Here is an 18,495-nt window from a genome sequence, read left to right on the forward strand (position 1 = left end):
TATTGAGAACATCAATATGCAAGTTAGAAAAAGAGAGAAAGTCATTAAGACTTTCCCTAATTTAGACTCTGCTTTTAGATTAATTGGTGCTGTACTTATGGATATCCAAGAAAATTTTGATAGTTCAAAACGACCTTTTATTACTTAGAATTACTACTAATTTTTTTAAAATTAGTAGAGATTAACAAAATATATCAGCTAAAAACCAAGCATATATATTTTGTTAATACCATAGAAAAACCAATGGTTGATTACATCTAAAGATATTACACAAAATTATGGACTTGACTGATTTATAAGCAATTTTGCTGAGAACTGCTTTTAATACACCTCTTATCAGCAATTTTGCTGGGAACTGCTTTTTATCCACCTCTTATCAGCAATTTTGCTGGGAACTGCTTTTTACGCATCCCTTATCAGCAAGTTTGCTAGGAACTGCTTTTAATGCACCTCTTATCAGCAAGTTTGCTAGGAACTGCTTTTAATGCACCGTCTTTTTATACCAACTTCTTTAAAAAGCATGCCTATAATAGAAGTTACACAGAAATCTACTGCCTATAATATAACAAGAGGCTGCGACAATAAATGTCACAGCCTCTTTTCTATTTTTTATACGCCTTGATCTAATTTAGTTAACATTGTTTTCATTAAATTAATTTGACCGATATGATAATTTGTATGCGTAATAGCAAATGAAATTGTTTCACCAAATGTAGTCATATTTGCTAATGGTTCTTTTCTTGATTTATCCATTTGAACATCTAAAGCATTTAATATTCTTTCTAACTGTTGATTTAAAATACCTTTCAATTCCTGGAAAGTTGGTTCAACACCCGTGAAACTTTCTGGTGAAGTGCCCGGTGAGAATGATTTACCTAATTTTTCACCAAGTATATTTCCTTCTTCTTTACTACCAAATACGAATGACTCATTCGCCATAATTAAATGACCAAGTTGCCATTTAATATTATTTTTAGCCAATTCTAACTGAAAATCTGCTTGTTTCTCATCAACGTCTTTAATAATATTTGATAGCATATTATATGAAATTTGGAACTGTTGTTCTAACATGTAAATTCCCTCCAGCTTATTCTGTTATAGCAAAGTAATTACCTTGCTTGTCATGAAAGTTGAATACTCTACCCTCAGGCATTTCAATGATATCATGACCTGTTAATCCTTGTTCGTTTAACGACTTGTACAACTCATCAAAGTTTGATGCTTTGAACATTAACGACGGTGTCTCCATACTAACCTCAGGACTGTACTTTTTAATAAATGCTTTATCAAATAATACAAACGAAGTCTCAGCATGTTCATTAGGTGCTATCTCTACAGATTTAAACCCATCAGGTAACTCATCTTCAGACTTAACTACAAAGTTTAATACATCTTTCCAAAATTCTATAGCTTTTTCTTGATTATCAACATATAACATAACTTGATGTAACTTTTCTATCATAAACATCACCTACATTCATTTAATACCTTAAGAATACGCTATATAAAAATGAAGTGCAAAAAATACAAATATAAAATTTCATTCAGAATCTTTCTCATAAATTATAATATCACCAGGTTGGCAATCCAAATATTCACATATCGCCTCTAGCGTACTAAATCTCACAGCCTTTGCTTTACCAGTCTTCAGAATAGATAAGTTAGCAATCGTAATATCAACAGATTGGGCGAGTTCAGTCAAAGATACATTTCTTTGTTTCAAAATTTCATCTAATTTGATTTTTATCATTTTCTCACCCTCAAATAGTTAAATCATTTTCCTTTTTAATGGATTCTGATTCATTGTATATAGATAGAAAGTTTAGCATCATTGACGCAATATTCAATAACAAAATAGTCGTAAAAGGCGCTGTATTTAATAACGCTTTATATGTTACATCAATATCTATAATCCCTTTCATAGAATTCAAAGTAGCATATACAATAATTAATATCGAAGAAAAGAATATCTTATTATAATTCCTTGAATTAAAGAAATCCTTTTTATTTATAACCTTTAAAAATCTTAAAACTATAATAAAAAATGTAATAACTAATAATGTTTGAATAATAAAGCATATCAAATAGAAAAACACACCATTTTTCATATCAAAAACTGTATCTAAAGGTACTTTTTTAAAAAAGGCAACTAGATTCACAACTAAAATTGCAATACTTAATATCATTGTAACTAGTATAAACCAGTAATTTCTTTCTTCATATTTATTGGTCGTATTCATATTTTCCTCTCCTTTTATCGTTATTCAATAAAATTTTAACATCTTATTTATTGTTTATCAATAAAAGTTATTGTTTTTCGATAAATACATTATTATTCATCACTTACCCTACCTGATAACCGCTTGTCCAACTACGCTGTTAGTATTACCATTTGGAGCTACTAATATTTTGCTTGGTCTGTTCATTGCAAATCCTTGGTAAATAGTGATTTCATCATATTTATGATTAAGTACTTGTTCTATATATATCCCTAATGCTGAGGCTGCAACACCTGTTGCTGGATCTTCGTTATATCCATTATTGTTAGGAAATTGCCTTGCATGATATATGCCTTCATCTACTCGAACAAATGGATAAAATCCTGTTGAACCAATTTGAACACATACTTCCCATAAATAATCAAATTGAGGATTTAAATTATTTAATGTTTCAAGTTCATTTAATTCAATAATCGTTTTAAATCTAGATGTTGAAACATTTTTTATTGGATTGTTTGAGACTTCATTTTCTGAAATATTTAATGCTTTTGCTATTGCTGACTTATCAATAATTTGACTACTAACTTTCGCTTCACCTTGTTTTACTTGTACTTTAAAATCAGAGTCATCTCCGATAATATCGATGCTTAACGTTCCAGATAAAGTTTCGACTAATAAATGGTCTTTATTTAATAGTCCTTCTTTTTTTAGAATCGTGACACATGCTATCGTTGCATGCACACACATTTCCATTTCTCTTTTAGGTACAAAGTATTTAAATTGGTAATCGCATGTTGCATCACTATTTTTCAGCACAAAACCAACTTCAACATTATACTCTTTAGCGACATTGATCATTGCATCAAAAGACAAATCGTCTGCATCTAAAATGACCGGACAGGGATTACCACCTTCGTTATTGTATAAGAAAACATCTGTATGATAAATATTCATTTATAGCCTCCTATGTATGTTCTTATTCTTATTATACATCATCATTTGTTCTTAACATTTTAATGATACCTGCATAGAGTAAAGCTATAAAAATACGTACAAAAAAGTACACCTTGATATATCTGCGTACAACTGATTCCAAAATTCATTTTGCTTTCTTTTCTGATCAAATAAATCATCTACTACTTTTAATAAATCATCATTATTTGTAGTCATAACAACAATATTATTCTGACTTTTCAGAAAACTTATTGATTTAATTTGTTAAGTTACATATAATGAAATAGACAAAAATCTTGTTAATAACATATAGGAGGATTTCTAAAATGCCAGTAAACAATAATAAATTAACGGTAACTTCAGCCAACGAGGTCGTTTACCTATAAAACTTAATACTGCTTTTAGGTTTATTGGTAAACGACACCAATAAAACTTAAGGAGTAATTTAATTGAAACTACAAAAATTTATTTCTTATTACAAACCATACAAAAAAATATTTAGCTTAACATTATTATGTTCACTCTTTGTAACGGTTAGCACACTATGTATACCTTTAATTATCAAGTATATTACCGAGAACTTAATTAGTAATTTTAATGATCAAAATGTTAAATATGTTTATCTTCTCGGTGGTTTAATGCTGCTACTCATCTTCATTCAGTTTTGTTGTCATGTCTTTATCGATTACTATGGACATGTTATGGGTGCCAAAATGGAAAAAGATATGAGTGAAGAATTATATGAACATATACAAAAACAACCACATAGTTATTTTGATAACACTAGTACTGGTAGTTTAATGTCTCGATTAACAAAAGATTTAGAGAATTTATCAGAGTTGTATCATCATGGACCAGAAGATTTATTAATGTATATGGTAAGGTTTGTTGGTGCCATTATTATCTTATCTTTTATAGATATTAAATTAACAATAATCCTAATATTTTTCGTTCCTTTATGCATAATAATCTATTTTTATTTTCTAAAAAAATTATCTGCAATATATGAACAAGATAAAGAAAAGACTGGTCAGATACACGGTGAGTTAGAGAATTCTTTATCAGGTATAAAAGTTACAAAGTCATTTACAAGTGAACAATATGAACATGAAAAATATATGACATTAAATGAAGAATCTATAAATATTAAAAAGAAAGTTCACAAATTAGAAGCTTACTACAGTGAAATTGTGGGTTCCTTAATGCAGGCAATGCCTGTTGTCATTATTATTGCAGGTTCTCTATTAATCATAAAAGATGAATTAACTATACCCGCGTTACTTACTTTTATATTATACGTAGGTAATATTACAGCCCCCATCGATGTGTTTGTGCGATTATCAGTACAATATAATGAAGGGATTTCTGGTTTCAATCGATTTCATTCATTAATGGGATTAGAACCGAAGATTCAAAACAATAGTGAATTGAAATTAAATTCTATTGAACAAATTGAGTTTAAAAATATTAATTTTAAATATGATGATATACATGTACTCAATAATTTTAATTTATCTCTACCAAAAGGACAATTTGTTGCATTGGTGGGACCTTCTGGATCTGGAAAATCAACTATTGCTAACTTACTTCCAAGATTTTATGACGTTGATAGCGGTCAAATCTTACTTAATGATCTTGATATTAGAGACATAAATTTAAATTATTTGAGAAATGCGATTGGTCTAGTACAGCAAGATGTGTTTATATTTTCAACTTCAGCTTATGAAAATATTAAATACGGTAATCCAGATGCTACGATGGAAGACATAATTCAAGCTTCTAAACTCGCAAATGCTCATGAATTTATTTCTGATTTACCAGATGGTTATCATACTTTACTTGGTGAAAAAGGTGCTAAATTATCTGGAGGGCAAAAACAACGTATCAGTATCGCTCGTATGTTTCTAAAGAATCCAGAAATCGTTATTTTCGATGAAGCTACGAGTGCTCTAGATAATTTCAGTGAGCAATTAGTGCAGCAGTCCCTTGAACAATTATCCCAAAATAGAACAACCATTGTTATTGCGCATAGATTAACAACAATACAAAATGCTGATATTATCTATGTAATCACTAAAAATGGTATCGTTGAAAGTGGTACTCACAGTGAGCTCATGAATAAAGATGGATTATATAAAAAAATGTATTTACAAAATACAAGCAAGTAAATATTAAAGCACATCTTGGATACATCCCAGATGTGCTTTATACATATATTCAATTAATTATTTTATGATATTACTATTCTTTTCATAAGTTTATCCATTTTCATTCAGAATGAAAAGATGTCGAGAAGCCGCTGAAATACGTTTATATTTATTCATTAAAATTTCAAACAAAAAAGCACTCCTCGAATAATTTCGAGAAGTGCTGTAAACGTATTTTCAATTGAACACAAACTGCACGTGCAATTTGCGGACTCCATCTGTGAGCGAATAAAATCGCAACAGTTTGGCAATATTAACGTTTTGAGAATTGTGGTGAACGACGAGCACCTTTAAGACCAGGTTTCTTACGTTCTTTCATACGTGGGTCACGAGTAAGTAATCCAGCGCGTTTTAAAGAACCACGGTATTCTGGATCTGCTTCTAACAATGCACGTGCAATTCCGTGACGGATAGCTTGTGCTTGTCCTGTGAAACCTCCACCTTGTACGTTAACTAAAACATCATAGTTTCCTTTAGTTTCAGTTACATCAAATGGTTGGTTTAAATCTAAAATTAATGATTCAAATGGTAAGTAGTCACGTACGTCACGTTTGTTAATTGTTACGTTACCTTCACCAGGTACTAAACGTACACGTGCTACTGAATTTTTACGACGACCTGTGCCTTGATATTCAACTTGTGCCAATGTAGTATCCTCCTCTTAATTAACCACGTAACTCGTAGTTTTCAGGTTGTTGTGCAGCATGTGGATGCTCTGCACCAGCATATACGAATAATTTTTTACCTTGTTTTTCACCAAGTTTATTTTTAGGTAACATACCTTTAATAGATGTTTCTAATAAACGAATTGGGTTTTTCTCTTTTAATTCACCAGCAGAAACTGATTTGATTCCACCTGGGTGATTTGAGTGACGGTAGTAAATTTTATCTTGTTCTTTGTTACCTGATAAGTAAATTTTTTCAGCGTTAATAATAATAACGTTATCTCCTGTATCAACGTGTGGTGTATAAGTTACTTTATGTTTACCGCGTAAGATTGTTGCGATTTCTGATGATAAACGACCTAACGTTTGTCCTTCAGCATCAACAACATACCATTTGCGATCGATGTTTGCTTCATTAGCCATAAATGTTTGACGCATTGTAGTGTCCTCCTAAAATTTAAAAAAGTTCTTGGTTAAGATGTATGAATTAACCTGTACCAAAGAAAAAAACATACATCTTAAATTCCGTTATCTGATTCCTGCTTCTATATCTTAAAACACAATAAGATTCCGGGGCTTATCGTGGTGGTGGATATAAAACAATACCGTTAACTATAATATAATTTATTTAGCTTTTTGTCAATTGGTTTTAAACATTTTCTGATGAATTTTTATTATATATTTCGATATTTCTTCCAAATTCATTAATTAGTTCTTCTTTGTCTAAATATATTTTTTCTAAATACAGTCCATGTGCTGGAGCTGTATGGGGTATTTTTTTTCTATCGCGCTCTTCAAGTAAAGTATGAATTTCGTTGCCGCTTCTCTTTTCTTCACCTACAAGTATTAGATAGGCAACCATCACACGGACCATGTTATAAAGAAAACCCGACCCAGTTACGACAAATTCAAACCCATCTTGTGTTTCGTTTACTTCACTTTGATAGATTGTACGAATTTTATTTTGCACTTCCGTTTTTTGAGAACAAAAACTTGTGAAATCATGTGTTCCTAAAAAGTGTTTTGCTGCTTCTTTCATCTCTTGTATATTTACCGGTTTCTTTTGTTGAACTTTTGTATCATGTTCAAATATATGTTTTGCTTCGTCTATATACACTTTGTACCGATATTTCTTACCTACACAATCATATCTACAATGAAAATCATCTTTAATTTGTTCGACACTTTGTACATATATATCTTTAGGCAATGCAGAATTAAAAGCATACATCCATCTATCTGGCGCGATATTTAAATGTGTATCAAAATGAAAATATTGTTCGATTGCATGAACACCTTTATCTGTTCTACTTGAAGGGTGTATTCTAACAAATGTCTGATGCATTCTCTTTAGAATTCTTTCAAATTCATATTGCACGGTACGCTCATGATGTTGAACTTGAAATCCCATAAACTGACCACCGTGATATGAAATTTTAACTAACATCCTCAAAGTTTGCACCTCAATTCCTTAATAAATATAATAATATGGCTATTAGAAGAATAGTTGCTAATGCAAGGCTATCTCGTAATTTCCATTTTAGTTTACGATATGTTGTTCGTTGATTGGAAGCATTATAGCCTCTAGATTCCATGGCCACTGCTAAATCATCAGCTCTTTTAAACGCTGAAATAAACATCGGTATCAATAAAGGTATAATAGCTTTTAGTCTACTAAAAATACTTCCTGCTGTTACATCTGATCCTCTTGAAGTTTGAGCTTTAATAATTCTATCTAATTCATCCATTAAAGTTGGAATAAATCTTAGTGATATAGACATCATCATAGCTAATTCATGTACTGGAAACTTTATTTTTTTAAGTGGTCTTAGCATAGATTCTATAGCGTCTGTTAAGCTTATCGGACTTGTAGTTAATGTCATAATTGTTGAAATCATCACTAATAATACAAGTCTTAATACAATAAACGCACCTTGCTTAATACCGTTCTCTTCAATTGTAAATATCTTTAAATCTAAGACAACAGGTCCACCTTTAGTTACAATTAAATGCATAATAAATGTAAAAATAAATAAAATCATAACCGGAGTTAAACCTTTAATAAGAAACCAAAATCTTATTTTAGATAAATACATAATAACGAATACAGACAAGAGCATAAATGCATATGAAGCCCAAGTGTTACAAAAGAAAATTAATACCATAAATAAAAATACGTATATCATTTTCATTCTAGAATCTAAACGATGAATGATTGTATCTCCAGGTATATAACGACCAATTATCATTTTATCAGTCATAACGTTTCACCTGCTTTTCATACATATCTTTAAACATCTCTTCAGAAGTTGCTATCTGATCAAACTTCATATTGTATTTATTTTCAACTGCTCTTTGAAGTTGAATAATTTTAGGCGCTTGCAGGTGAGTTTGATTAAGTAGTTCTTGATTCATAAATATATTAACAGGTTTATCCTCTGCTACTATTTCACCAGCTTTTATAACTTTAACCTCATCTGCATACTTAAGTACAATATCCATTTGATGAGAAATGAGTATTATTGTAATACCTAGAGTTTGATGAATTTCATTAAACAATTCCATCATGTCATGTTGTCCTCTTGGATCTAAGCCAACTGTAGGCTCGTCAAGGACAAGTATCTCAGGTTCCATAGCTAATACACCTGCGATTGCAATCCTTCTCTTTTGGCCTCCTGAGAGCTCAAAAGGAGATCTCTTTAAAATACTTCTTTCCATTCCTAATAAATCTATTAATTCTTCAGCTTTATTAATAGCAGCTTCTTTTTCTATTCCATAGTTAAGAGGACCAAATATAATATCCTTTTCTACTGTATCTTCAAATAATTGGTGTTCAGCAAATTGAAATACGATACCAACCTTCTTACGAACTGGCGCTAACTTCTTAGACTTTGTCTTTTTAGTAATAATCGTATCATCAATTATAAGTTGTCCTTCAGTCGGCTTTAAAATAGCATTTAAATGTTGAATCAATGTTGATTTACCAGAACCGGTTTGGCCCACTATTGCATAAAATTTAGATTTATCGAATGTTGTTGAAATGTTTTTTAAAGCTCTATATTGAAACGGTGTTTTTATACTATAATCATAAGTTACATTATCAAAGATTATTTTCATAGACGATTCACCAACTGTTCAAAAGTCGTGAATTTATAGTTGTTATGCAACAAATAATTCATTCTCATTGAGAAAGGCAAGTCTAATCCAATTTCATTTAAATATGCGCCGTCTTTAAATATTTCTTGTGGCACATCTTGTTTATATACTTGACCTTTATTCATTACGATAATTTCATCTGCATTGATAGCCTCTTCCAAATCATGTGTGATAGATATTACAGTTAACTGATGTTGATCTTGAATAGATTTAATTAAATTCATGATACTTTCTTTTCCTTCAGGATCTAACATAGCTGTAGCCTCATCAAGAATCATAATATCTGGAGACATTGCCAAAATACCAGCAATCGCTACTCGTTGTTTTTGACCACCAGATAAATGACTCGGCTCAAAGGACTTCATATCAGTCATATCGACTTCATTTAAAACTGAGTCAACAGTTTGATGCATGATGTCATACTCAACACTTTGATTTTCCATACCGAAAGCAACGTCATATTCTACTGTAGAACCAATAAATTGATTATCTGGATTTTGAAAGACTATACCAATATGTTTTCTGACTTCATCTATTGAGTCTTCAGAAAGTGTTAGTTCACCTACATTAATGTTGCCAATATATTTTTGATTAATACCCATCAATAATTTAGCAATTGTAGATTTCCCTGAACCATTATGCCCCACAATTGACGTCCACTTACCTTTTTCGATATCAAATGTAACATCGCGTAGTGCAGCTGGTTCATTTTCATCATATTTAAATGTAACATTAGCGAACCTAATAATTTTTTCCTGCACCATTTAAATTCATCCTTCAACAAGTTAATTACTTCTTTATTTTACAGCATACATACGAAAATGTAATCATTAATTGCCTCAAAAGTATGATGAGTTATAGCAGATAAATTTATGCATAAAAAAAATCCGTATAAACGGATTTGAAAATAAAAAAGCGCGCACTCCACCATAGACGAGTTCACGCGATAAGTCATTCAAATGTGGTGGAGTACTCTGAGCTAGACAATATCTATGTGTGGTAAACATTATCATTGCACTCATTTGCTTTGTGTGTGTTAAATAAACTGTATTTATAAAGAATGATTGAAGTGACTTACGCCACTTCAATAAAGAATAAATTATACTAATTCAATAATTACTGATTCAGCACCGTCACCGCGACGTGGACCAACTTTCATGATACGAGTATATCCACCTTGACGCTCTTCATAGCGTGGCGCAACATCATTGAATAATTTTTGTAATACTGTAATTGTTTTGTCATCTTCTAAGATTTTAACGTCACGTAAAGTTTCAGCTGCTCTACGACGTGAAGCTAAATCACCTTTTTTACCTAAAGTAATTAAGTTATCAACAACTTTACGTAGTTCTTTTGCACGAGCTTCTGTAGTCTCAATGCGTTCAGAAACGATAAGTTGAGTAGCTAAGTCACGTAACATTGCTTTACGTTGATCAGAAGTACGACCTAATTTTCTGTAACCCATGAATTAACCTCCTTTATTAGTCTTCTTTTCTTAAACCAAGACCAAGATCTTCTAATTTATATTTAACTTCTTCAAGAGACTTACGACCTAAGTTTCTAACTTTCATCATATCTGCCTCAGATTTGTCTGCTAATTCTTGTACAGAGTTAATACCTGCACGTTTTAGACAATTATAAGAACGTACTGATAAATCTAATTCTTCAATAGACATTTCAAGTACTTTTTCTTTTTGATCTTCTTCTTTTTCAATCATGATTTCAGCATTTTGTGCTTCATCAGTTAAATTAACAAAAATGTTTAAGTGTTCAGTCATGATTTTAGCACCTAAAGAAACTGCTTCTTGAGGAGATAAAGATCCATCTGTCCAAACATCAAGTGTTAATTTATCATAATCACTACTTTGCCCTACACGCGTATTTTCAACTGTGTAGTTAACACGATTTACTGGAGAATAAAGTGAATCAATTGGAACGACACCAATTGGCAAATCACTTGTGTTATTTTTTTCAGCTAAAGCATATCCGCGACCTTTATTAGCAATTAAGCGCATCTTTAGGTGTCCACCTTTAGAAACAGTTGCAATTTTTAAATCTGGATTTAAAATTTCAACATCACTATCATGCATGATATCTTTCGCAGTAACTTCACCTTCATCTTTAATATCGATTTCCAGTGTTTTGTCTTCTTCTGAATATATTTTAAGAGCTAATTTCTTGATGTTCATAATGATAGTTGTAACATCCTCAACTACATTTTCAACTGCTGAGAATTCGTGAAGAACACCTTCAATTTCGATATTTTTAACTGCCGCACCTGGTAATGAAGATAATAGGATACGACGTAAGGAGTTGCCTAGTGTTGTACCATAACCACGTTCTAGCGGTTCAACAACGAACTTACCGAATGTAGAATCATCACTAACTTCTATTGTTTCAATTCTAGGTTTTTCGATTTCAATCATTTAAATATATCCTCCTTATAAACGTCGATTAAACTTTATTAATTTCTATCCAGTGACTCTTGAACGTTAGAACTAACAAAAATTATACACGACGACGTTTTGGTGGACGACATCCGTTATGAGGAACTGGTGTTACGTCTCTGATAGCTGTAATTTCTAATCCAGCAGATTGTAACGCACGGATCGCTGATTCACGACCTGGGCCAGGACCTTTAACTGTAACTTCTACAGTTTTCAAACCATGTTCCATAGCAGCTTTTGAAGCTGTTTCTGAAGCCATTTGAGCTGCAAAAGGAGTTGATTTTTTTGAACCTTTGAATCCTAACGCACCTGCTGAAGACCATGATAATGCATTACCAAACTCATCAGTGATCGTTACGATTGTATTGTTGAATGTTGAGCGAATGTGAGCCATTCCACTTTCAATATTCTTTTTCACTTTACGTTTACGAGATACTTGTTTACGTGCCATTTATATGTGCCTCCTTTACTTATTATTTTTTCTTGTTCGCTACTGTTTTAACTGGTCCTTTACGCGTACGCGCATTGTTCTTAGTGTTTTGACCACGAACTGGTAAACCACGACGGTGGCGAATTCCACGATATGAAGCGATTTCCATTAAACGTTTGATGTTTAAGTTTCTTTCACGACGAAGGTCCCCTTCAACTTTGTAACCATCTACAACTTCACGGATACGACCTAATTCGTCATCAGTTAAATCACGAACACGTGTGCTTTCAGATACATTTGCTTCTTTAAGAATTTTTTGTGCTGTTGTTTTTCCGATACCATATACGTAAGTTAACGAAATTACTACGCGTTTCTCACGTGGTACGTCAATACCTGCAATACGAGCCATTTATTTACACCTCTCTTTTATTAGCCTTGTTTTTGTTTGTGTTTTGGATTTTCACAAATCACCATTACTTTACCTTTACGACGAATTACTTTACATTTTTCGCAAATTGGTTTTACTGATGGTCTTACTTTCATCTTTGTATACCTCCTTGTATTTGGAGTGACGATTATTTATAACGATAAGTGATTCTTCCGCGTGTTAGGTCATACGGAGACATTTCAACTGTTACTTTGTCGCCAGGTAGAATTCTAATATAGTTCATACGGATTTTACCACTAACGTGTGCTAAAATTTCATGTCCATTTTCTAATTCTACTTTAAACATAGCGTTTGGTAAAGTATCTAATACAGTACCTTCTAATTCGATTACATCTTGTTTAGCCATGATCATTTCCCCCTTTTTCTATTCATTCTCGTGAAATACGGATGTATTTCATGTTATAAAACCTGGTCCAAAATTAGAGACATACTTTAGGTGATTAAATCACATAGAATAAGCACAGGTTTATAAAATTGGGATGATTTAATACTTAAGATTTGCATTCGACAACACTTCAAATACTTATCGCTTCTCGTAATCACTCCGATTGTATTTCAAAAACCTAAATACTATCTTGATTCTTAAAATTGAACGCATTCACGCGTTCAAGAACCACCTAAAGTTAGGCGAATTCGGGGTGAAAGCGTCATTACTATAATGATTCAAGAATTTGAATAACATCTTCAGTAACATTATCAATTTGTCGAGAACCATCGATGTTTTTAAGGACACCTTGATTTTCATAGAAATCTAAAAGTGGTTTTGTTTGTTTAACGTTAACACTTAAACGATTTGCTACTGTTTCAGGGTTATCATCTTCACGTTGGTATAATTTACCTCCGTCTAGATCACAAACACCTTCAACTTTTGGTGGATTAAATACTAAATGATACGTTGTGCCACATACTTCACAAATACGTCTGCCAGTTAAACGATTCATAAGTTCTTCTTCAGCAACTTCAATGTTAATAACAGCATCTACTTTGCGGTCTAATTCACTTAAGATTTCATTTAATGCATCAGCTTGTTCTACTGTACGAGGAAAACCATCTAGCAAGAATCCTTTTTTTGCATCTTCTTCAGCTAGTCTTTCTCTAACGATACCTATAGTCACTTCATCTGGAACAAGTTCCCCACCATCCATGTAAGATTTAGCCTCTTTACCAAGGTCAGTCTCATCTTTGATAGCTTTACGGAACATATCACCAGTTGAGATATGAGGAATAGGGTATTTCTTAACAATTTCACTCGCTTGAGTTCCTTTACCTGCACCAGGTAAACCCATTAAAATGATGTTCATTAAAACCCTCCTACTTGCTTATCGTCTTCTAAAGCCTCTATATTCTCGTTGATTGAGTTGAGCTTCTAAAGTCTTCATTGTTTCAATTGCAACACCGATAACGATTAGTAAGCTTGTACCACCAACTTGTATTGCTTGAGGCAAACTCATTAACTTAATAGCTAATATTGGAATAATAGAAATTAAAGCTAAGAATATTGATCCCACAAACGTTAAACGATAGAGCACTCTAGTGATGTATTTTTTAGTTTGTTCTCCAGGTCTAATACCCGGTACATAACTACCTTGTTTTTGTAAGTTTTCTGCCATTTTCTCAGGATTAACCTGAACAAATGCATAAAAGTATGCGAACGCTATAATTAAAATAACATAAACAATCATACCGATATTATGAGATGGATCTGCGTAAGTCGTAACTGTTTGCGCCCAATCTTGATCAGGGAAGAACAATGTTAATGTCTTCGGAAGCATGAAAAATGCCATCGCAAATATTACAGGAATTACACCAGCTGCATTAACTTTCAAAGGTAAATATGTTGCATTTGCAGATAATGAACCACCTGTACCTTGTTGTTGACGCTTAGCATATTGGATAGGAATTTTACGAATAGCTTGAAGTACATAAACTGCACCGACTGTAAGTAAGATCATTCCAACAAATAAGCCAACCGCTTTTAACCAAGCCATAGTTGTATCATCTGCACCAACAAAACTCTGTTGGTAAAATTGAATTAATGAGTTTGGCATAGAAGATAAAATACCAGCGAAGATAATAATAGAAATACCATTACCAACTCCGAATTGAGTTATCTGCTCACCTAACCACATTAAGAAAGCTGTTCCTGCAGTTAAAACTAATGCTATTAACAAATAATTTAACACTGAAGTATTTTGAATCAAATTACCACCCAGCATATTATTAAATGAATACGACATACCTAAGCCTTGAACGAATGCTAAAACAATCGTAAAATAACGCGTAAATTGATTAATCTTTTTACGACCAACTTCACCTTGTTTAGCCCATTCAGTAAACTTAGGTACAACATCCATTTGTAATAATTGCATTACGATTGAAGCAGTAATATAAGGCATAATACCCATTGCTAATATAGAGAAGTTCTGCAAGGCACCTCCACCGAATGTATTAAACAAATCGGTAATACCTTGCGAACCTTTATTTTGATTAAAAGCTTCTGGATTAACACCAGGTGCTGGAATATAAGTTCCAACTTTAAATATAACGAGCATTGCTAGTGTGAATAATATCTTGTTACGAATATCTTTAGTCTTCAAAAAACTAACGATCGTTTCAAACATTAGATCACCTCATGCGTTCCGCCCTTACCTTCGATTGCTTCAATTGCTGAAGCTGAGAATTTATGAGCTTTTATTGTTAATTTCTTTTCTAATGAACCGTTTCCTAAAACTTTAACACCTGATTTTTCAGATTTAACAACACCTGACTCTACTAATAAAGCTGGAGTAATTTCAGTTCCATCTTCGAAACGATTTAATTGATCAAGATTAACAATTGCATATTCTTTACGGTTGATGTTAGTGAACCCACGTTTTGGTAAACGACGGAATAATGGTAATTGTCCACCTTCGAAACCTAAACGAACACCGCCACCTGAACGTGCTTTTTGTCCTTTAGTACCACGACCACTTGTTTTACCATTACCTGTAGCCATACCACGACCAACACGGTTACGTTCTTTACGAGCACCTTTAACTGGTTTCAACTCATGTAATTTCATTTTGGCACCTCCTTAATACTTTAGATGAATTTATTTTTCAGAAACTTTTAGTAAGTGACTTACTTTTTCGATTTGCCCACGAATCGCAGGATTATCTTCAACTACTACAGTTGAGTTTGTTTTTTTAAGTCCTAGCGCTTGAACTGTCTTGCGTTGTGTTTCAGGACGACCAATAACGCTACGAGTGAGGGTAATTTCTAATTTAGCCATAGTCTTTGTTCCCTCCTTAATTTAATAATTCTTCTACTGATTTACCGCGTAGACTAGCTACTTGTTCGGCATTTTTAAGTTCTTTAAGTCCTTCAATTGTAGCACGAACCATATTAATAGGTGTGTTAGAACCTAATGATTTACTTAAGATATCAGTGATACCAGCAAGTTCTAATACCGCACGAACTGGTCCACCTGCAATAACACCTGTACCAGGTGCTGCTGGTTTAATTAATACACGACCTGCACCAAAACGTCCAATAACTTGGTGAGGAGTAGTTCCTTCAACACGTGGAACTGTTACTAAATCTTTCTTAGCATCTTCCACTGCTTTTTTAATTGCTTCAGGTACCTCTTGAGCTTTACCAGTACCGAAACCTACGCGACCATTTTTATCTCCAACAACTACTAAAGCTGTAAAACGGAAACGACGACCACCTTTAACTACTTTAGCTACACGGTTAATCGTAACTACGCGCTCTTCAAATTCTTTAACTTCTTGTTCTTTACGACGCATGAGTGTCCCTCCTTTAAATTAAAATTGAAGTCCGTTTTCACGAGCTGAATCAGCTAATGCTTTGATACGTCCGTGGTATAAATATCCCCCACGATCAAATACTACAGCTTCAACGCCTTTTTCTGACGCACGTTTTGCAACGATTTCGCCTATTTTAGCTGCTGCTTCTACATTACCTGATTGCTCTAGGTTTAATTCTTTATCTAAACTTGATGCTTGAGCGATTGTTACGCCATTTAAGTCATCAATAATTTGAGCATAAATATGTTTGTTTGAACGATATACATTTAAACGTGGTTTTTCGCTTGTTCCAGCTAATTTTGAACGCACGCGAGCATGTCTTTTCAAACGAACTTTATTTTTGTCGATTTTAGCGATCATGTTAGTGCTCCTTTCTTAATGTTAATGATTACTTACCAGTTTTACCTTCTTTACGACGAACATATTCGCCTTCGTAACGAATACCTTTACCTTTATAAGGTTCTGGTGGACGGATTGAACGAATGTAAGAAGCAGTTGCTCCAACACGTTCTTTTGAAATACCTTCTACTTTAACTTTAGTGTTTTTGTCTACTGATAATGTAATTCCATCTTCAGCAACGATTTCTACAGGATGAGAATAACCAACATTTAAGATGATATTTTTACCTTGCATTTGGGCACGGTAACCAACACCAATAAGTTCTAAGTTTTTCTCGAAACCTTTAGATACACCTTCAATCATGTTAGCGATCAATGCACGAGTTGTACCATGTACAGTTTTGTGCTCTTTAGAGTCAGATGGACGTACAACTTCTAAGCTGTTGTCCTCTTGTTTATATGTCATTTCTTCATTAAAAGTACTAGTTAATTCACCTTTTGATCCTTTAACTGTAACTGTATTATCTTTGATAGTAACAGTAACATCAGCAGGGATCTCAATTATTTTCTTACCAACACGGCTCATTATGTGGGCACCTCCTTATAATTTTATAATTACCAGATATAAGCTAATACTTCTCCACCGATTCCACGTTGTCTAGCATCTTTATCAGTTAAAACACCTTCAGATGTAGAAACAAGTGCAACACCTAAACCGTTAAGAACTTTTGGAAGTTCGTCAGCTTTAGCATAAACACGTAAACCTGGTTTAGAAATACGTTTTAAACCTGTGATAACTCGCTCGTTGTTTTGACCATATTTAAGGAACATACGGATAACACCTTGCTTATCATCTTCGATATATTCTACGCTTTTTACAAATCCTTCTTTTTTAAGGATTTCAGCGATTTCTTTTTTAATGTTTGATGCAGGTAACTCTAATTTTTCGTGACGTACCATGTTTGCGTTACGCACGCGAGTTAACATATCTGCAATTGGATCTGACATTGTCATTTGTGTTTCCTCCTTTCATTCTTTTGAGTTTACCAGCTAGCTTTACGTACGCCAGGAATCTGGCCTTTGTATGCTAGTTCACGGAAACAAATACGGCAAAGTTTGAATTTACGATATACTGAGTGTGGACGTCCACAACGTTCACAACGCGTGTATTCACGAACACCGAATTTTTGTTTACGTTGTTGTTTAGCGATCATTGATTTTTTAGCCACTTAATTAGCCTCCTTTATAATTAGAGATTACTTTTGAAATGGCATACCGAATTGTGATAACAATTCACGAGCTTCCTCGTCAGTGTTAGCAGTTGTAACGATAACGATATCCATTCCTCGTACTTTACTTACTTTATCATAGTCGATTTCAGGGAAAATTAATTGTTCCTTAACACCTAAAGTGTAATTTCCACGACCGTCGAATGCTTTTTTAGAGATACCACGGAAGTCACGTACACGTGGTAATGAAACTGAGATTAATTTATCAAAGAATTCATACATTCTTTCTCCACGTAATGTAACTTTCGCACCGATAGGCATGCCTTCACGAAGACGGAAAGTCGCAATAGATTTTTTAGCTTTAGTTACTAATGGTTTTTGACCTGTGATTGTTTGAAGTTCTTCAACAGCAGAATCTAAAACTTTAGAGTTTTGAACTGCATCACCGATACCCATGTTTACAACTATTTTTTCGATTTTTGGTACTTGCATAACTGAATCATAGTTAAATTTCTTAACTAACTCAGCAGAAATTTCATTATTAAACTTTTCTTTTAAACGTGTCAAAGTGGATCCTCCTTTCACTTAATAA

The 18,495-nt window shown here is 33.0% G+C and carries 29 protein-coding genes; 2 read left to right on the forward strand and 27 right to left on the reverse strand.

Annotated elements, in window-relative coordinates:
• Positions 1–148: transposase (locus LQ668_RS02675; protein WP_182476979.1), on the forward strand; the 148-nt coding region annotated here is incomplete at its 5' end.
• A 461-nt stretch (positions 149–609) separates the two neighbouring features.
• Here the strand turns inward: LQ668_RS02675 and LQ668_RS02680 are convergent.
• The 5 genes from LQ668_RS02680 to LQ668_RS02700 all read right to left on the reverse strand — a co-directional run bounded on the left by LQ668_RS02680 (position 610) and on the right by LQ668_RS02700 (position 3,173).
• Positions 610–1,071 carry a DinB family protein gene (locus tag LQ668_RS02680; protein WP_107510187.1) on the reverse strand — a complete coding sequence of 154 codons (462 nt, stop codon included), beginning with the start codon at positions 1,069–1,071 and terminating at the stop codon, positions 610–612.
• Between the two features lie 16 nt (positions 1,072–1,087).
• On the reverse strand, positions 1,088–1,459 hold the full coding sequence (locus LQ668_RS02685; RefSeq protein WP_078357091.1) for a VOC family protein: 372 nt from the start codon (positions 1,457–1,459) through the stop codon (positions 1,088–1,090).
• Positions 1,460–1,540: 81 nt separating this feature from the next.
• Positions 1,541–1,750: a helix-turn-helix domain-containing protein gene (locus tag LQ668_RS02690; protein WP_078356926.1), complete on the reverse strand. Its 210-nt coding sequence runs from the start codon at positions 1,748–1,750 to the stop codon at positions 1,541–1,543.
• Between the two features lie 10 nt (positions 1,751–1,760).
• Positions 1,761–2,240 carry a hypothetical protein gene (locus LQ668_RS02695; protein ID WP_239775894.1) on the reverse strand — a complete coding sequence of 160 codons (480 nt, stop codon included), beginning with the start codon at positions 2,238–2,240 and terminating at the stop codon, positions 1,761–1,763.
• 108 nt (positions 2,241–2,348) lie between these two features.
• Positions 2,349–3,173 (reverse strand): PhzF family phenazine biosynthesis protein, encoded by an 825-nt coding sequence (locus LQ668_RS02700; protein WP_107510169.1) that lies wholly within the window; start codon positions 3,171–3,173, stop codon positions 2,349–2,351.
• A gap of 449 nt (positions 3,174–3,622) precedes the next feature.
• On the opposite strand from LQ668_RS02700, the gene LQ668_RS02705 reads away from it, so the two are divergent.
• Positions 3,623–5,341 carry an ABC transporter ATP-binding protein gene (locus LQ668_RS02705; RefSeq protein WP_239700587.1) on the forward strand — a complete coding sequence of 573 codons (1,719 nt, stop codon included), beginning with the start codon at positions 3,623–3,625 and terminating at the stop codon, positions 5,339–5,341.
• Positions 5,342–5,633: 292 nt separating this feature from the next.
• Here the strand turns inward: LQ668_RS02705 and rpsI are convergent, their stop codons facing one another.
• The 22 genes from rpsI to rplE all read right to left on the reverse strand — a co-directional run bounded on the left by rpsI (position 5,634) and on the right by rplE (position 18,470).
• Entirely contained in the window at positions 5,634–6,026 is a 393-nt protein-coding gene (gene rpsI, locus LQ668_RS02710; protein ID WP_078356937.1) for a 30S ribosomal protein S9, read from the reverse strand.
• 19 nt (positions 6,027–6,045) lie between these two features.
• Positions 6,046–6,483, reverse strand: a complete 438-nt coding sequence (gene rplM, locus LQ668_RS02715) for a 50S ribosomal protein L13 (protein ID WP_078356938.1) — start codon at positions 6,481–6,483, stop codon at positions 6,046–6,048.
• A 211-nt stretch (positions 6,484–6,694) separates the two neighbouring features.
• Positions 6,695–7,498, reverse strand: a complete 804-nt coding sequence (truA, locus tag LQ668_RS02720; RefSeq protein ID WP_107509255.1) for a tRNA pseudouridine(38-40) synthase TruA — start codon at positions 7,496–7,498, stop codon at positions 6,695–6,697.
• A 10-nt stretch (positions 7,499–7,508) separates the two neighbouring features.
• On the reverse strand, positions 7,509–8,306 hold the full coding sequence (locus tag LQ668_RS02725) for an energy-coupling factor transporter transmembrane component T family protein (RefSeq protein ID WP_078356940.1): 798 nt from the start codon (positions 8,304–8,306) through the stop codon (positions 7,509–7,511).
• Positions 8,299–9,162: an energy-coupling factor transporter ATPase gene (locus tag LQ668_RS02730; protein ID WP_078356941.1), complete on the reverse strand. Its 864-nt coding sequence runs from the start codon at positions 9,160–9,162 to the stop codon at positions 8,299–8,301. Before LQ668_RS02730 ends, LQ668_RS02725 begins: the two co-directional genes overlap by 8 nt.
• Complete coding sequence (locus LQ668_RS02735) at positions 9,159–9,965, reverse strand: energy-coupling factor transporter ATPase (protein ID WP_107509254.1); 807 nt, start codon at positions 9,963–9,965, stop codon at positions 9,159–9,161. The genes LQ668_RS02730 and LQ668_RS02735 overlap by 4 nt, the downstream gene beginning before the upstream one ends.
• Positions 9,966–10,300: 335 nt before the next feature.
• Entirely contained in the window at positions 10,301–10,666 is a 366-nt protein-coding gene (gene rplQ, locus LQ668_RS02740) for a 50S ribosomal protein L17 (protein ID WP_078356943.1), read from the reverse strand.
• Positions 10,667–10,682: 16 nt separating this feature from the next.
• Entirely contained in the window at positions 10,683–11,627 is a 945-nt protein-coding gene (locus LQ668_RS02745) for a DNA-directed RNA polymerase subunit alpha (protein WP_078356944.1), read from the reverse strand.
• Positions 11,628–11,709: 82 nt separating this feature from the next.
• The gene (gene rpsK / locus LQ668_RS02750; RefSeq protein ID WP_078356945.1) at positions 11,710–12,099 is read right to left on the reverse strand and encodes a 30S ribosomal protein S11; all 390 of its coding nucleotides are present in this window, start codon (positions 12,097–12,099) and stop codon (positions 11,710–11,712) included.
• Between the two features lie 22 nt (positions 12,100–12,121).
• Positions 12,122–12,487 carry a 30S ribosomal protein S13 gene (gene rpsM / locus LQ668_RS02755; protein WP_078356946.1) on the reverse strand — a complete coding sequence of 122 codons (366 nt, stop codon included), beginning with the start codon at positions 12,485–12,487 and terminating at the stop codon, positions 12,122–12,124.
• Between the two features lie 20 nt (positions 12,488–12,507).
• Complete coding sequence (gene rpmJ / locus LQ668_RS02760) at positions 12,508–12,621, reverse strand: 50S ribosomal protein L36 (RefSeq protein WP_003156543.1); 114 nt, start codon at positions 12,619–12,621, stop codon at positions 12,508–12,510.
• A 32-nt stretch (positions 12,622–12,653) separates the two neighbouring features.
• Positions 12,654–12,872 (reverse strand): translation initiation factor IF-1, encoded by a 219-nt coding sequence (gene infA / locus LQ668_RS02765; protein WP_001118443.1) that lies wholly within the window; start codon positions 12,870–12,872, stop codon positions 12,654–12,656.
• 307 nt (positions 12,873–13,179) lie between these two features.
• Positions 13,180–13,827: an adenylate kinase gene (locus LQ668_RS02770; protein WP_078356947.1), complete on the reverse strand. Its 648-nt coding sequence runs from the start codon at positions 13,825–13,827 to the stop codon at positions 13,180–13,182.
• An 18-nt stretch (positions 13,828–13,845) separates the two neighbouring features.
• Positions 13,846–15,147, reverse strand: a complete 1,302-nt coding sequence (gene secY / locus LQ668_RS02775) for a preprotein translocase subunit SecY (protein ID WP_078356948.1) — start codon at positions 15,145–15,147, stop codon at positions 13,846–13,848.
• Positions 15,147–15,587, reverse strand: a complete 441-nt coding sequence (rplO, locus tag LQ668_RS02780; RefSeq protein WP_107509253.1) for a 50S ribosomal protein L15 — start codon at positions 15,585–15,587, stop codon at positions 15,147–15,149. The genes secY and rplO overlap by 1 nt, the downstream gene beginning before the upstream one ends.
• Before the next feature lie 30 nt (positions 15,588–15,617).
• Positions 15,618–15,797, reverse strand: a complete 180-nt coding sequence (rpmD, locus tag LQ668_RS02785; protein WP_078356950.1) for a 50S ribosomal protein L30 — start codon at positions 15,795–15,797, stop codon at positions 15,618–15,620.
• A gap of 16 nt (positions 15,798–15,813) precedes the next feature.
• Positions 15,814–16,314, reverse strand: coding sequence for a 30S ribosomal protein S5 (gene rpsE, locus LQ668_RS02790; protein ID WP_078356951.1), 501 nt, complete (start codon positions 16,312–16,314; stop codon positions 15,814–15,816).
• A gap of 18 nt (positions 16,315–16,332) precedes the next feature.
• Positions 16,333–16,695, reverse strand: a complete 363-nt coding sequence (gene rplR / locus LQ668_RS02795) for a 50S ribosomal protein L18 (RefSeq protein WP_078356952.1) — start codon at positions 16,693–16,695, stop codon at positions 16,333–16,335.
• 28 nt (positions 16,696–16,723) lie between these two features.
• The gene (gene rplF, locus LQ668_RS02800; protein WP_078356953.1) at positions 16,724–17,260 is read right to left on the reverse strand and encodes a 50S ribosomal protein L6; all 537 of its coding nucleotides are present in this window, start codon (positions 17,258–17,260) and stop codon (positions 16,724–16,726) included.
• 29 nt (positions 17,261–17,289) lie between these two features.
• The gene (gene rpsH, locus LQ668_RS02805; protein WP_078356954.1) at positions 17,290–17,688 is read right to left on the reverse strand and encodes a 30S ribosomal protein S8; all 399 of its coding nucleotides are present in this window, start codon (positions 17,686–17,688) and stop codon (positions 17,290–17,292) included.
• A gap of 29 nt (positions 17,689–17,717) precedes the next feature.
• Entirely contained in the window at positions 17,718–17,903 is a 186-nt protein-coding gene (locus tag LQ668_RS02810) for a type Z 30S ribosomal protein S14 (protein WP_016998812.1), read from the reverse strand.
• A 27-nt stretch (positions 17,904–17,930) separates the two neighbouring features.
• On the reverse strand, positions 17,931–18,470 hold the full coding sequence (rplE, locus tag LQ668_RS02815) for a 50S ribosomal protein L5 (protein WP_078356955.1): 540 nt from the start codon (positions 18,468–18,470) through the stop codon (positions 17,931–17,933).
• Positions 18,471–18,495: the final 25 nt, after the last annotated feature.

The sequence above is a fragment of the Mammaliicoccus sp. K-M42 genome (genome assembly GCF_022386375.1).
In the GTDB taxonomy this organism is placed as follows: Bacteria; Bacillota; Bacilli; order Staphylococcales; family Staphylococcaceae; genus Mammaliicoccus; species Mammaliicoccus fleurettii.